The following is a 13104-nucleotide window of genomic DNA, read 5'->3' as shown; positions in this document are numbered from 1 at the left end:
TGCTTCTGCATTGGGTACTTTCGATGTGCTTCGAGGGTGCACAACGACAATGCCATCGCCTTCGCCGCTCTTTCACCGATCCATGCCCAAGAAGAAATCGTTGCCACATCCTCCCGCCGGTCCGGTCATCGCCGACGAAGTGCCGGTCGAAGTTCGCTTCGGCAAACCCGACCACGGCTGGCGGCTGAAGCTCTACGCGATCATCTTCGAATCCGAGACGCGCGCGGGCCGGTGGTTCGACCTCGCGTTGATCGCGGTCATTCTCGTGAGCGTTCTGGTGGTGGTGCTCGACAGCGTGCAGCCCATCCGCGCGCGCTGGGGCCCGGTCTTCGGTTTGTTCGAGTGGTTCTTCACCATCGTCTTCACGCTGGAGTACATCGCGCGCCTCGCCTGCGTGAAACGGCCGATGCGTTATGCGATGAGCTTCTATGGCGTGGTGGACCTGCTCGCGCTGCTGCCGACCTATCTCGCCATCCTGATGCCCGAGCTGTCGGTGCTGATCGACGTGCGCATCCTGCGGCTGCTGCGTATCTTCCGCATCTTCAAGATGTCGCGCTACGCGGCCGAGTACCGCACGCTGGTGTCCGCGCTGGCCGCGAGCCGCCGCAAGATCATGGTGTTCGTCGGCTTCGTGCTGATGGTCGTGCTGGTGCTGGGCACACTGATGTACGTGGTCGAGGGGCCGCAGCACGGCTTCACCAGCATTCCCGTGGCGATCTACTGGGCCATCTCGACCATGACCACCGTCGGCTTCGGCGACCTGGTGCCCAAGACCGACGTCGGCCGCGCGATCGCGTCGGTGATGATGCTGCTGGGCTGGGGCATCCTGGCCGTGCCGACGGGCATCGTCTCCGCCGAGATGGTACGTTTCGGCCGCGATGCAGCGCCTGCGCTCACGGGTGGTCACGGCGTGCTGGCCGACGCGCTGCAGGCCGCACCGGACACGCGCCGCTGCACCGACTGCGGTGCGGGTGCGCACGCTGCCGACGCGCGCTTCTGCCGCTGCTGCGGACGCGCGCTGGGCTGAGCGCTCAGGCGTCCGCGTCGACCCAGACAGCGCGGCCCTGCGACGCATCGTCGATGCGCGCCACGAGCGCCGCGGCATCGGCCTCGACCACCTGGAAGGTGCCGCGAACCAGCGTGCCATGCTCGACGGTCCCCAGCGATGCACCGGCCGCGGCCAGCTCGCGGCGCAGCATGCCTTCCATCGCGTAGGGCACGCTGCAAGACAGCGTTCGAAGGCGTTGCAACGGCAGCTTGGTCGCACCGAGCAGCGCCTGCGCCACCGCATCGGTGTACGCACGCACCAGCCCACCGGCGCCGAGCTTCACGCCGCCGAAGTAACGCACCACGGTCGCGAGCACGCCTTCGAGATCCTGGTGCCGCAGCACTTCGAGCATCGGCCGGCCGGCGGTGCCGCCGGGCTCGCCGTCGTCGTTGGCCGCCGATTGACCACCGGCCATCAAGGCCCAGCAAACGTGCGCCGCACCGGGATGCGCCACGCGCAAGTCGTTCACGACGCGCAGCGCGGCCTCGCGGTCGGCCACCGGCTGCACGCAGCCGATGAAGCGGCTCTTCTTGATGACGAGCTCGCTGTGAACCGCGGCGGCGAGCGTCTGGGCCACGGGCTCAGCCTCTCAGGCGCGCTGCAACTTGAAGACGGCGGTGCCGGCGCGCGCGTTCGGCAGCCAGCGCACCTCGCGGCCCTCCTGCACGCCGAAGGCATCGAGCACACGCAGCTTGTTCTTGCCCGCGAGCACCTCGAAATCCTTGAAGGTGCCGACGCGGATGTTGGGCGTGTCGTACCACTGGTAGGGCAGGCGGCGCGTCACCGGCATGCGGCCGCGGGCGATGCTCAGGCGGTTGGGCCAGTGCGCGAAGTTGGGGAAGGCGACGATACCGATGCGGCCCACGCGCGCCGTCTCGCGCAGCATGACCTCGGCATTGCGCAGGTGCTGCAGCGTGTCGATCTGCAGCACGACGTCGAACGAGGCGTCGTCGAACATCGCCAAGCCTTCGTCGAGGTTCAGCTGGATCACATCGACACCGCGGCGGATGCACTGGAGCACGTTGCCGTCGGCGATCTCCACGCCGTAGCCGCTACAACCGCGCTCGCGCTGCAGCAGGTCGAGCAGGGCGCCGTCGCCGCAGCCGAGGTCGAGCACGCGTGCGCCCTCAGGCACTAAGCGGGCGATGAGGCGCTGGGTGTCGAGATCGCTCATACCGGCAACTCCGCGGCCACACGCTCGAAGTACGAACGGACCACGCCCATGTAGCGCACGTCGTCGAGCAGGAAGGCGTCGTGGCCGTGCGGCGCATCGATCTCCGCGTAGCTCACGCTGCGGCGGTTGTCGAGCAGCGCCTTGACCAGCTCGCGGCTGCGCGCCGGCGAGAAGCGCCAGTCGGTGGTGAAGCTCACCAACAGGAACTTCGCGGTCGCTTTTGCGAAGGCTTCGGTGAGGTCGCCGCCGTGCTCCCGCGCGGGGTCGAAATAGTCGAGCGCGCGCGTGATCAGCAGGTAGGTGTTCGCGTCGAAGTACTCGCTGAACTTGTCGCCCTGGTAGCGCAGGTAGCTTTCGATCTGGAACTCCACGTCCTGCGTCGAATACCGATACGCGGTGCCGGCGAGTTCGCCTTCGACCGCGCTGCGCAGTTCGCGGCCGAACTTCTCGTTCATCACGTCGTCGCTCAAGTACGTGATGTGGCCGATCATTCGCGCGATGCGCAGGCCGCGCTTGGGGATCACGCCCTGTTCGTAGAAGTGGCCGCCATGGAAGTCCGGGTCGGTCACGATGGCGCGGCGCGCCACTTCGTTGAAGGCGATGTTCTCGGCCGTGAGGTTGGGCGCGCTGGCCACCACCACGGCGTGGCGCACGCGCTCGGGGTACTGCAGCGTCCACGACAGCGCCTGCATGCCGCCGAGGCTGCCGCCCATCACGGCCGCGAGCGTGCGGATGCCCAGCACATCGAGCAGACCGGCCTGCGCGTCGACCCAGTCTTCAACGGTGACCACCGGGAAATCGGCGCCATAGACGCGACCGGTGGCAGGGTTCACATGCATCGGGCCGGTCGAGCCGAAGCAGGAGCCCAGGTTGTTCACGCCGATGACGAAGAAGCGGTCGGTGTCGAGCGGCTTGCCAGGGCCGATCATGTTGTCCCACCAGCCTTCGGACTTCGGCTGCCCGGCATAGACCCCGGCCAGGTGGTGCGACGCGTTGAGCGCATGGCAGACCAGCACGGCGTTGCTGCGGTCGGCGTTGAGCGTGCCGTAGGTCTCGTAGGCGAGCGAATAGCCGCTGAGCGACGCGCCGCTCCGCAAGGGCAGCGGCCCCGCGAAGGACATGGACTGTGGAACGACTTCGAAAGACATGGACGAAGAAAAACCCGGCCTCGCCAAAAAACGAGCCGGGTTCGGCCACGGTCTTTAGCTGAATTTGTTATGCGCCCGCAAGCTGTAGCAAATCGGCGCCGGGCAAGTATAGCCGCGGCGCAAGTGCAGCGTCGGCGCCGTCAGCCCAGGATGATGACCGCGCCCAGCACCAGGAAGATGGCCGCCGAGATGCCGTGCACCAGCTTGATCGGCACGCGCCGCATGATGCGTTCGCCGAGGAAGACGACCGGTGCGTTCGCCAGCATCATCCCGAAGGTCGTGCCCGCGACCACGCCGATGTAGTCGTTCACGAAGCGCGCCGCCAGCATGACGGTCGCGATCTGTGTCTTGTCACCCATCTCGGCCAGGAAGAAAGCAACGACGGTGGTGCCGAAGACGCCGAAGTGCGAGCGCGTGCCGGTGTCGTCTTCGTCGAGCTTGTCAGGGATCAGCATCCACAGCGCCATGGCGATGAAGGCGCCGCCGAGCAGCCAGCGCAGGGTCGTCGGCCCCAGCCACTGCGTGACGAAGGCGCCAACCGCGCCGGCGAGCGCATGGTTGACGATGGTGGCCGTGAAGATGCCCAGCACGATCGGCCAGGGTTTGCGAAAACGCGCAGCGAGAACGAGCGCGAGCAGTTGGGTCTTGTCGCCCATTTCCGCCAGGGCGACGATGCCGGTGGCGACGAGAAAAGCTTCCATGATGACGTGGGGGTTCCTCGGCCGAAGCAGACGCAATTGACCACGCAACCCTTCGGCCGAATCCCGAAGTTGCATGGTCAAAGGTCTCGCCAAGTTCTTACCGTTTGCGCCATGTCCTGTGTGGGGCAGGACAAGTCTGTTGACGCAAACCCTTCTCGCGATGGAAGGCGGCTACTCCCCAATGACGAGTCGATTCTAGCGGGTGCACGCCAAGTGCCTTGTGAGCCGACACTGACTTCCACGCCTGAAAACGGCGACGGCGCCGAGGGGAAAATCCTGCTTGCAACTTTTATATTTCACCCATAATGCACGAGCCTCCCTTCAAATTTTGCCGGGGCGGAAATTGGGTGATCGGTCAGTTTCGCGCGACTCGGCGATCCGCCGGGATGATTGCTTTCGGGACTCCATCGCTTTCTTTGATGTGTTTATGAGGAGTCCCTCGATGGGCAACAAACTGTACGTCGGCAATCTGCCTTACTCCGTGCGCGACGGTGATCTGGAGCAGGCCTTCGGCCAATTCGGCTCGGTGACCAGTGCCAAGGTCATGATGGAACGTGACACTGGCCGCTCGAAAGGCTTCGGCTTCGTCGAGATGGGCAGCGATGCCGAGGCACAGGCCGCCATCAGCGGCATGAACGGCCAGCCGCTGGGTGGCCGCAGCGTCGTCGTCAACGAAGCTCGCCCCATGGAAGCGCGCCCGCCCCGTAGCGGTGGCTACGGCGGTGGTGGTGGCGGTTACGGCGGTGGCGGCGGCGGTGGTTACGGTGGTGGTGGCAGCGGCGGCGGTGGATATGGCGGCGGCGGCAACGGTGGTGGTGGCTACGGCGGTGGCGGTGGTGGCCGCAGCGGTGGTGGCGGCGGTTACGGCGGCGGCGGCGGCGGTCGCAGCGGCGGCGGCGGTGGTGGCGATGGCGGCTTCCGCAGCCCCTACGGCGCCGGTCCGCGTGGCGGCGGTGGCCGCAGCGGTGGTGGTGGCTATGGCGGTGGCGGAAACAGCGGCTACTGATCCGCGACGCTCAGCAACGAGGCTCCTTTTGAGGAGCCTTTTTCATGTCCGCAGCAGACGCCTCGGCGCTCAGCCTTCGCTGCGCCGCTTCTTGCGGCCTCGCCCTTGCACGGCGCGGTCGAACAGGGCGTTGGGCAACAGCCGCATCAGCTTGGCGACCACGCCCATCTGCCAGGGAATCACGCGGTAGCTGCGGCCGGCTTCGATGGTGCGGAAGGCCTGGTCGGCGAAATCGTCGGCCCGCATCAGGAAGGGCATGCCGTAGCGGTTGCCCTGCGTGAGGGGCGTGTCGATGTAGCCGGGGCAGATCGTCACGACCCTCACGCCGCTCGCACGCATCTCGCCGCGCAGGCTCTCGCAGTAGGCGACGACGCCCGCCTTGCTGGCGCAGTAGGCGCCGTGCCCCGGCAGGCCGCGGATGGCGGCGACGCTGCCGATGCCGACCAGGCGGCCGCTGCCCCGGGCCGCCATCGCCGCGACGAACGGGTGAAAGGTGGCGGCCAGGCCGACGTTGTTGATGGCAAAGGTCTGGGCCAGCACGTCGAGGTCGCCCCGGTCGGCCGTGTCGATGCCGACGCTGATGCCGGCATTGGCGATCACCACGTCGGGCAGCCCCTGCTCGGCGATGCAGCGGGCGCCGACCTCGGCGATCGCGTCGATCTGCGCCACGTCGGCGCCATAGATGCGGCATCGGTCAGCGGCGATTCCACGCGCGGCCACCCAGGCGGCGATCTCCCCGGTGCGCCGCGCGACCAGCGCGAGGTCGTAGCCGGCGTCGTAGAAGCGGCCGGCCAGCGCCTGGCCAATGCCGCTGGAGGCGCCGGTGACAAAGGCCAAGGGTCGCGGGTTGGCCATTCCCATGGGATCAGCGCGGTGCGCGCGGTGCCGGCGTCGGCGCGACCGCCGACGGCATCAGTTGGCCGCGCACCCGGCCCTGCAGGTTGGCAACGCCGCTCAGGTTGTCGTAGTCGAGCGTGTCGGCCGTGAAGCGGTCGGTGCCGCGAATGAGCGTGACCGGCTTGTTCGAGGTCACACGCTCGGTGTCGAGGTAAGCATGCAGAAAGTCGCCGCGAAACTCCAGGCGTGGCGCAGCCCGCCCCGATGCGATGGTCGCCGCATCACGGATCACGACCGCGTTGCCGAACAGTTGCACCTCGCTGCCGTCGCCATTGGACAGGCCCCGGTCGGCCGTGGCGCGGGTGACCAGACCTTCCGGCGATACCGCGCGGATGCGCACCTGGTCGACCTCGAGCGTGTCGTTGTCCGGGTAATGGCGCCCCTCGTTGCCCGAGAGTTCGCTGCGCAGGGCGCCGGTCGGCAAGAAGTTCTTGATGACGAAGTTGCGCATGAAGAAGTCCGGCTCGTGGGTCGGCGCTTCCTTGGCGGTCGGCTCCATCAGCTTGGGCGCATTGCGCACCAGCCAGTAGGTGCCCAGGGCGAGCAGGGCGGTCACGATGACCGGCAGGTAGATCGTCATGCGGTCGACCGCGTCGCGAAGCAGCGCGCCGATCGGCTTCATGCGGCAGGGCCTCGCGCCGCGTCGAGCAGGCGTCGGTAGTGGCCGCCCGCCGTCAGCAGCAGGTCGCAGAACTCGCGCGCCGCGCCTTCGCCGCCGCGCGCGGTCGTGACGTGATGGGCGATGGCCCGCACCTCGGCGTGCGCGTTGGGCGGCGCCGCACAGAAGGCCGCGCGGCAGAGCACCGGCAGGTCGGGCCAATCGTCGCCGATGGCGGCGGCCTGCGTCCACGTGAAGCCGAGCTGCGCGAGCATGGCTTCGGCGGCGGGCAGCTTGTCTTCGGTGCCGTAGCGCACATGCACGATGCCCAGGGCTTCGAGCCGCACGCGCAGCGGCTTGGAATCGCGCCCGGTGATCACCGCCGGCTCGATGCCCGCGGTGCGCAGCAGCTTCAGGCCGTAGCCGTCGAGGATGCTGAAGCGCTTGAGCGTCTCGCCGTGTTCGCTGAAGAAGACGCCGCCGTCGGTGAGCACGCCGTCGATGTCGAAGAAGGCGATGCGGATGTCCTGCGCCGCCAGCAGGGTTTCGGTCGGGAAACGTGTCGCCATCAGATGACCTTCGCGCGCATCAGGTCGTTGATGCTCAGCGCGCCGGTCAGCACCTGGTCCGCGTCGACCACCAGCACGCTGGTGATGCGGTGATGCTCCATCAACTCGGCGGCTTCCACGCCCAGCGCATCGGCACGGATCGTCCGCGGCGCGCGGTGCATGACGTCGGCCGCAGACAGTGCCCGCAGGTCGGCGCCGGTCTCGATCAGGCGGCGCAGGTCGCCGTCGGTGAAGATGCCGACGGCGCGGCCTTCGGCATCGACGACCGCAGCGGCGCCCAGGCCCTTGGCGCTCATCTCGCGCATCAGGTCGCTGAAAGTGGCCGTGGGTGCGACGCGCGGCACGTCGTCGCCCGCGCGCATCAGGTCGCTCACCAGCGTGAGCAGCTTGCGCCCGAGCGCGCCGCCCGGGTGCGAGCGCGCGAAGTCCTCGGCGCCGAAGCCGCGGGCGTCGAGCAGCGCGACGGCCAGTGCATCGCCCATCGCCATCTGCGCGGTGGTGCTGGCCGTCGGCGCCAGGTTGAGCGGGCAGGCTTCCTTCTCGACGCCGCTGTCGAGCACCAGGTCGGCATGGCGCGCCAGCATCGAGTCGCGCCCGCCGGTGATCGCGATCAGCGGCACGCCCTGGCGCTTGACGACCGGCAGGATGGCGGCGAGCTCGTCGCTCTCGCCGCTGTTGGAAATCGCCAGCACCAAGTCGACCGCCTTGATCATCCCGAGGTCGCCGTGGCTGGCTTCGGCGGGGTGCACGAACATCGCGGGTGTGCCGGTCGACGCCAAAGTGGCGGCGATCTTGCGGCCGACGTGGCCGCTCTTGCCCATGCCCATCACGACCACCCGGCCGCGCACCCCGAGGATCTTGTGCACCGCCTCGACGAAGCTCGGGCCGATGCGCGACTTGAGGCCGAGCACGGCCTCGGCTTCGATGTCGAAGGTGGTGCGGGCCCGCGCCAGCAACGTCTCCGGGTCGGCCTTGTCGGCCAGGGGGGGGCGGGAACTCATCCGGCGGATTTTATCGGTCGGCCGCGCGCCGGCCGGCGAGGGCGCATCCATGGCCCGGCCCCGCGCATGGCGCTTGCTAGCATCGGGCATGTCCTCGCTCGATCTCACGCTGTTGTATCTGCTCGCTGCGGTGATCGGCGTGGTGGCGTGCCGGTCACTCAAGCTGCCGCCGATGCTGGGCTACCTGTCGGCCGGGGTGCTCATCGGGCCGCATGCCTTCGCACTGGCCCAGAACGACGAAAGCATCCGCCACCTCGGCGAGTTCGGCGTGGTCTTCCTGATGTTCGTGATCGGGCTGGAGTTCAGCCTGCCCAAGTTGCGCGCCATGCGCCAGCATGTGTTCGGCCTGGGGCTGCTGCAGGTGATCCTGACCATGAGCATCGCCACCGGCGGCGCCCTGCTGCTGGCGCAGCTGCTGCCGCCGGCTTGGCAACTGGGATGGCAGACGGCGCTGGCACTGTCGGGCGCGCTGACGATGAGCAGCACGGCCATCGTCGTGAAGCTGATGTCGGAAAGGCTCGAACTGGAGAGCGAGCACGGCAAACGCGTGATGGGCGTGCTGCTGTTCCAGGACTTGGCCGTGGTGCCGCTGCTGGTGCTGATCCCTGCGCTGGGCGCACCGCCCGAAACGCTGTTCCGGGCGCTGTCGTTCGCCATGCTCAAGGCCACCTTCCTGGTCGGCGTGCTGCTCTACGGCGGGCCGCGCGTGATGCGCTGGTGGCTCACGCTGGTGGCACGGCGGCGCAGCGAAGAGCTCTTCATGCTCAACCTGCTGCTGGTCACGCTGGGCCTGGCCTGGCTGACCGAACTGGCGGGGTTGAGCCTGGCGCTGGGCGCCTTCGTCGCCGGCATGCTGGTGTCGGAGACCGAATACAAGCACCAGGTGGAGACCGACATCCGGCCCTTCCACGACGTGCTGCTGGGCCTGTTCTTCATCACCATCGGGATGTCGCTCGACTGGCACATCGTGGTGGAGCGCTGGGCGCTGGTGGCGGTGCTGCTGGTGTTGCCGCTGGCCTTCAAGCTGGGGCTGGTCACGCTGCTGGCGCGCGGCCTGGGCGCGACCACCGGCGTGTCGCTGCGCACCGGGCTCTACCTGGCGCAGGCGGGCGAGTTCGGCTTCGTGCTGCTGACGCTGGCGCAGGACCGCAGCCTGCTGCCGCCCTGGCTGGCGAACCCGGTGCTGGCGTCGATGGTGCTGTCGATGCTGGCGACGCCCTTCATCGTCATGTACAGCAACGCCATCGTGCGCAAGACGGTGGCCAGCGACTGGATGCAGCAATCGCTGCAGATGACGAACATCGCGCGCAAGACCATCAACACCGCGCAGCACGTGATCATCTGCGGCTACGGCCGTTGCGGCCAGAACCTGGCGCGCATCCTGGAGCGCGAAGGCATCCCGTACATGGCGCTCGACCTCGACCCCGACCGCGTGCGGCAGGCGGCCGCCGCCGGCGACTCGGTGGTCTTCGGCGACGCCTCGCGCCTGCAGGCCCTGATGGCCGCCGGCCTGGCGCGCGCCAGCGCGGTGGTCGTGACCTACCTGGACGTGCCCGGTGCGCTCAAGGTGCTGGCCAACACCCGCTCGCATGCGCCGCAGGTGCCGGTGATCGTGCGCACGCAGGACGACCTCGACCTCGAAAAGCTGCAGGCCGCCGGCGCGACCGAGGTGGTGCCCGAGGCCATCGAGGGCTCGCTGATGCTGGCCAGCCATGCACTGGCGCTGGTCGGCGTGCCGATGCGGCGCGTGATCCGCATCGTGCAGGACCTGCGCGACGCCCGCTACAACCTGCTGCGCGGCTACTTCCACGGGGCCGACGACGACCGGGGCGACGAGATCGACCACGAGCGGCTCAACAGCTTCACGCTCACGCCCGGCGCACGGGCCGTCGGGCGGGCGCTGGGCCAGCTCGCGCTGCATGCGGTGGGCGTGCGCATCGTCGGGCTCCGGCGGCGCAACGGCACGGCGGCGACGCTGGACGACGACACCGTGCTGGACGACGGCGACACGCTGGTGCTGTCGGGCAAGCCCGACGCCCTGGCGATCGCGATCGACGTGCTGCAGAAGGGCTGACGCGCCCGGCTGTCGCGCCCTTCAGGCCGCGTTGGTCGGGTTGCGCTTCTCTTCGTCGATGCGCTGCTGTTGGCGCACCGCCTCGCAGCGCGCATGGCCGCTGAACTCGGGCTTGGCGCACTGGACGACCAGACACTGCGAGGTGGCGAAGAAGCCACGGCTGGCGCAGGCCTGGCTCGGATCGGCCGGGGGCGGCGGCGCGACCGGTTCCGGCGCAGGCACGACCGGTGCCACGGGCGCCGCAGCCACGGGCGGCGGCGGAGCAGCCACCGGCGCCGACGCCACCTTGCGCGGCTTGCGGGCCGGGGCGACGGGCGAGGTGACAGCCGCCGTCGTCGCCGCCGGCGAGGCCGTCGGCGCGGGCGTGGCGGGCGCTGCCGCTTCGGTGGTCGTCACCGGCCCCGTGATCGGCGAAGCGGCGGGCTTGGGCGTCGCGGTGGGCGCCACCGGTGAACCCGACGCCGACGGCCCCTGCTCCTGCACGACCGTCAGCAACGGCGTGCGGTGCTGGCCGCGGTAGACATACAGCCCGCCCGTGGCGAGGACGATCGTGGCCGCGGCCAGCAGCACCCAGAACGCACTGCGGTCGCGCCGTGGCGGGGCCCGGTGGAGACGATGCGAGCGCGCGCTGCGAGCCGCCGAGGGATCGGACGAGGCGGTATGCAGCGCAGAGGGTCGCGACGCCCGCGATGGCGCAGGCGGCGGAGGCAGCGCCGGGTCGTCGTCCAGCGACGCCACCACGGTGGCACCCCAGGCATCGTCGAGCGCTTCGGCTTCCTCGGCCGAGCGCGGTGGCAGGCTCACCAGCTTGCCGCCGCACCCCTTGCAGAATTTCGCCGCGTCACGGTTCTCCGTGCGGCAGGTCGGACAGATCAAGGCCATGGCACCCCTCAGGTCACGGCGACGCGCTTGAGCCGATCGACCATGCGCTTGGCGATCACACCGCCCAGGGCGATCACGATCTCCAACGCGAGGTTGGGCTGGCGGTTCGACATCTCGGCGAAGCGCACCGGCGTCAGGCGCCAGACGCGCGCGGCGCCGATGGCCACCACATTGGCCGAGCGCGGCGATCGCGAGAAGAAAGAGCCTTCACCCACCACCGAGCCGGGATTGAGGATGGCCAGCTGCATCTCGCCCTTGCTGCCCGTCAGGTGCACGCTGAGCGTGCCGGCCTCGATGAAGAACAAGGTGCGATCCATCGCGCCCTGGCTGATCAGCACATGACCCGCGGGCAGGTCGAAGCCCTGCATGTACTCCCCCAGCAGCTCCCATTGCTGCGCTGTCAATGCCGGCGCAAAGGCGTCGTAACTGGTGTTGTGCGTGACGGCACGGCACAGCGCCTGGATGGCGGAAGACATGGGTCCGGTCCTCGGTTTCGGGGTGAGACGTAAATGTAGACAAATGTCACACACTTGTGTCCGGATGTGTACTACTTTCCTATGCAAAAACGCGAAAAAATCACGCCCAACAGATCGTCGGCGCCGAATTCGCCGGTGATTTCGTTCAGCGCGTTCTGCGCCAGACGCAACTCTTCGGCGAGCAGGTCGAGCGCGGGGGTGCGAGCGCCGAGCTGTGCATCGGCCTGCGCCAGGTGATGCGCCACGCGCGACAGCGCATCGACGTGGCGGGCGCGCGCGAGGTACAGGCCTTCGGGCACCGACTGCCACCCGGCGATTTCCAGCAGCCGCTGGCGCAGCGCTTCGATGCCGTCGCCCGTCCTGGCGGACAGCGCCAGGCCGTCGGCCGGCACCGCGGCCGATGTGGCGTCACGTTTGTTCCAGACGTCGAGCACCGGCACCGTCGCCGCCAGTCGCGACTGGAGCGTGCGCAGGATTTCGGCGTCCGCCGCGGTGTAGGCCGGGTCTCCGGTGCGGGTCAGGTCGTGCAGGAACAGCACCGCGTCGGCGCTGTCGATCTGGCCCCAGGCGCGGGCTACGCCGATCTGCTCGACCTCGTCGCTGCTGTCGCGCAGCCCGGCCGTATCGGCGACATGCAGCGGCACGCCCTGGATCTGGATGGTCTGCGACACCACGTCGCGCGTGGTGCCGGCGACGGCGCTCACGATGGCCAGCTCGGCGCCGGCGAGCGCGTTGAGCAGCGAGCTCTTGCCCGCGTTGGGCTGGCCGGCGATCACGACCTTGATGCCTTCGCGCAGCAGCGCGCCCTGCCGCGCGCGCAGACCGACCGCGGTGAGCTGCGCCTGCAGCGCCGTGAGCTGGCCGGCGGCGTCGGCCTTCTGGAGGAAGTCGATGTCTTCTTCCGGGAAATCGAGCGTCGCCTCGACCAGCATGCGCAGATGCACCAGTGCATCGCGCAGCCCATGCACCTCGTGGGAGAAGGCGCCCGACAGCGAACGCCCGGCGCTGCGGGCCGCGGCCTCGGTGCTGGCGTCGATCAGGTCGGCGATCGCCTCGGCCTGCGCGAGGTCGATCTTGCCGTTGAGGAAGGCACGCTGGCTGAATTCGCCCGGCTCGGCCACGCGCAGGCCGCGCAACCGCGGCTTGCCGCTGGCCGAGTCGACCTCGGCCGCCGCCTCCAGGCAGCGCGCGAGCAGCAGCTGCAACACGACGGCGCCGCCGTGCGCCTGCAGCTCGAGCACATCTTCACCCGTGAAGGAATGCGGTGCCGGGAAATGCAGGGCGAGCCCGCGGTCGATGGCCTCGCCGCTGGCGTCGACAAAGGGCAGGTAGGTCGCTTCGCGCGGCTTGAGTGCGCGGCCGCACAGTGCCGCGATCAGCGGGCCGAGATCCCGCCCCGACACGCGCACGATGCCGACCGCCCCGCGGCCGGAAGCGGTCGCGATGGCGACGATCGGGTCGGAGGCGCGGGCGAGCATGGAAGACTATTGTTTCGCAGTTGCGATCGTTGCCATGGAAAAGGGCCGCTTG

The 13104-nt window shown here is 69.0% G+C and carries 14 protein-coding genes and 1 riboswitch; of the genes, 3 read left to right on the top strand and 11 right to left on the bottom strand.

The features are described 5' to 3' along the window. Positions 1–100: 100 nt before the first annotated feature. Positions 101–1027, top strand: coding sequence for an ion transporter (locus tag ACSFA0_RS01605; protein ID WP_435448487.1), 927 nt, complete (start codon positions 101–103; stop codon positions 1025–1027). Positions 1028–1031: 4 nt separating this feature from the next. Here ACSFA0_RS01605 and ACSFA0_RS01600 read toward each other — a convergent pair whose 3' ends face one another. The 4 genes from ACSFA0_RS01600 to ACSFA0_RS01585 form a co-directional block, all read right to left on the bottom strand. Next, positions 1032–1625 (bottom strand): IMPACT family protein, encoded by a 594-nt coding sequence (locus ACSFA0_RS01600; RefSeq protein ID WP_435448486.1) that lies wholly within the window; start codon positions 1623–1625, stop codon positions 1032–1034. 12 nt (positions 1626–1637) lie between these two features. Then, entirely contained in the window at positions 1638–2222 is a 585-nt protein-coding gene (gene metW, locus ACSFA0_RS01595; RefSeq protein WP_435448485.1) for a methionine biosynthesis protein MetW, read from the bottom strand. Then, entirely contained in the window at positions 2219–3370 is a 1152-nt protein-coding gene (metX, locus tag ACSFA0_RS01590) for a homoserine O-succinyltransferase MetX (protein ID WP_435448484.1), read from the bottom strand. The genes metW and metX overlap by 4 nt, the downstream gene beginning before the upstream one ends. A 140-nt stretch (positions 3371–3510) precedes the next feature. Then, positions 3511–4071 (bottom strand): TMEM165/GDT1 family protein, encoded by a 561-nt coding sequence (locus tag ACSFA0_RS01585; RefSeq protein WP_435448483.1) that lies wholly within the window; start codon positions 4069–4071, stop codon positions 3511–3513. An 11-nt stretch (positions 4072–4082) separates the two neighbouring features. Then, a riboswitch (yybP-ykoY riboswitch) is annotated at positions 4083–4263 on the bottom strand. A gap of 250 nt (positions 4264–4513) precedes the next feature. Between ACSFA0_RS01585 and ACSFA0_RS01580 the strand changes: the two genes are divergently transcribed. Further along, complete coding sequence (locus tag ACSFA0_RS01580) at positions 4514–5077, top strand: RNA recognition motif domain-containing protein (protein WP_435448482.1); 564 nt, start codon at positions 4514–4516, stop codon at positions 5075–5077. A gap of 69 nt (positions 5078–5146) precedes the next feature. On the opposite strand, the gene ACSFA0_RS01575 is transcribed toward ACSFA0_RS01580, so the two are convergent. Genes ACSFA0_RS01575 through ACSFA0_RS01560 form a run of 4 tightly spaced genes read right to left on the bottom strand, consistent with a single transcriptional unit; the run spans position 5147 to position 8142 of the window. Beyond that, positions 5147–5932, bottom strand: coding sequence for an SDR family oxidoreductase (locus ACSFA0_RS01575; RefSeq protein WP_435448481.1), 786 nt, complete (start codon positions 5930–5932; stop codon positions 5147–5149). Between the two features lie 10 nt (positions 5933–5942). Continuing rightward, positions 5943–6596, bottom strand: coding sequence for an LPS export ABC transporter periplasmic protein LptC (gene lptC / locus ACSFA0_RS01570; RefSeq protein WP_435448480.1), 654 nt, complete (start codon positions 6594–6596; stop codon positions 5943–5945). Beyond that, positions 6593–7141 carry a KdsC family phosphatase gene (locus tag ACSFA0_RS01565; protein WP_435448479.1) on the bottom strand — a complete coding sequence of 183 codons (549 nt, stop codon included), beginning with the start codon at positions 7139–7141 and terminating at the stop codon, positions 6593–6595. The genes lptC and ACSFA0_RS01565 overlap by 4 nt, the downstream gene beginning before the upstream one ends. Continuing rightward, entirely contained in the window at positions 7141–8142 is a 1002-nt protein-coding gene (locus ACSFA0_RS01560) for a KpsF/GutQ family sugar-phosphate isomerase (RefSeq protein WP_435448478.1), read from the bottom strand. The genes ACSFA0_RS01565 and ACSFA0_RS01560 overlap by 1 nt, the downstream gene beginning before the upstream one ends. A gap of 88 nt (positions 8143–8230) precedes the next feature. Here ACSFA0_RS01560 and ACSFA0_RS01555 point away from each other — a divergent pair, with 88 nt between their 5' ends. Then, complete coding sequence (locus ACSFA0_RS01555) at positions 8231–10216, top strand: monovalent cation:proton antiporter-2 (CPA2) family protein (protein WP_435448477.1); 1986 nt, start codon at positions 8231–8233, stop codon at positions 10214–10216. A 21-nt stretch (positions 10217–10237) separates the two neighbouring features. On the opposite strand, the gene ACSFA0_RS01550 is transcribed toward ACSFA0_RS01555, so the two are convergent. The 3 genes from ACSFA0_RS01550 to mnmE all read right to left on the bottom strand — a co-directional run bounded on the left by ACSFA0_RS01550 (position 10238) and on the right by mnmE (position 13052). After that, on the bottom strand, positions 10238–11098 hold the full coding sequence (locus ACSFA0_RS01550) for a zinc ribbon domain-containing protein (protein WP_435448476.1): 861 nt from the start codon (positions 11096–11098) through the stop codon (positions 10238–10240). 8 nt (positions 11099–11106) lie between these two features. Next, positions 11107–11574, bottom strand: coding sequence for a Crp/Fnr family transcriptional regulator (locus ACSFA0_RS01545; protein WP_435448475.1), 468 nt, complete (start codon positions 11572–11574; stop codon positions 11107–11109). Between the two features lie 71 nt (positions 11575–11645). Further along, positions 11646–13052 (bottom strand): tRNA uridine-5-carboxymethylaminomethyl(34) synthesis GTPase MnmE, encoded by a 1407-nt coding sequence (gene mnmE / locus ACSFA0_RS01540; RefSeq protein WP_435448474.1) that lies wholly within the window; start codon positions 13050–13052, stop codon positions 11646–11648. Positions 13053–13104 lie beyond the last annotated feature (52 nt).

Origin of the sequence: Variovorax restrictus (assembly GCF_051216715.1) — a bacterium.
Taxonomy (GTDB): domain Bacteria; phylum Pseudomonadota; class Gammaproteobacteria; order Burkholderiales; family Burkholderiaceae_C; genus Variovorax.
This window is presented reverse-complemented; position numbering and strand designations above follow the sequence as displayed.

Excerpts from the sequence above, each read along its gene's own strand:
- ACSFA0_RS01550 (WP_435448476.1), bottom strand. The coding sequence starts at position 11,098 with ATGGCCTTGATCTGTCCGACCTGCCGCACGGAGAACCGTGACGCGGCG.
- ACSFA0_RS01575 (WP_435448481.1), bottom strand. The coding sequence starts at position 5,932 with ATGGCCAACCCGCGACCCTTGGCCTTTGTCACCGGCGCCTCCAGCGGC.
- ACSFA0_RS01565 (WP_435448479.1), bottom strand. The coding sequence starts at position 7,141 with ATGGCGACACGTTTCCCGACCGAAACCCTGCTGGCGGCGCAGGACATC.
- mnmE (WP_435448474.1), bottom strand. The coding sequence starts at position 13,052 with ATGCTCGCCCGCGCCTCCGACCCGATCGTCGCCATCGCGACCGCTTCC.
- ACSFA0_RS01580 (WP_435448482.1), top strand. The coding sequence starts at position 4,514 with ATGGGCAACAAACTGTACGTCGGCAATCTGCCTTACTCCGTGCGCGAC.
- ACSFA0_RS01560 (WP_435448478.1), bottom strand. The coding sequence starts at position 8,142 with ATGAGTTCCCGCCCCCCCCTGGCCGACAAGGCCGACCCGGAGACGTTG.
- metW (WP_435448485.1), bottom strand. The coding sequence starts at position 2,222 with ATGAGCGATCTCGACACCCAGCGCCTCATCGCCCGCTTAGTGCCTGAG.
- ACSFA0_RS01555 (WP_435448477.1), top strand. The coding sequence starts at position 8,231 with ATGTCCTCGCTCGATCTCACGCTGTTGTATCTGCTCGCTGCGGTGATC.
- ACSFA0_RS01545 (WP_435448475.1), bottom strand. The coding sequence starts at position 11,574 with ATGTCTTCCGCCATCCAGGCGCTGTGCCGTGCCGTCACGCACAACACC.
- lptC (WP_435448480.1), bottom strand. The coding sequence starts at position 6,596 with ATGAAGCCGATCGGCGCGCTGCTTCGCGACGCGGTCGACCGCATGACG.
- metX (WP_435448484.1), bottom strand. The coding sequence starts at position 3,370 with ATGTCTTTCGAAGTCGTTCCACAGTCCATGTCCTTCGCGGGGCCGCTG.
- ACSFA0_RS01585 (WP_435448483.1), bottom strand. The coding sequence starts at position 4,071 with ATGGAAGCTTTTCTCGTCGCCACCGGCATCGTCGCCCTGGCGGAAATG.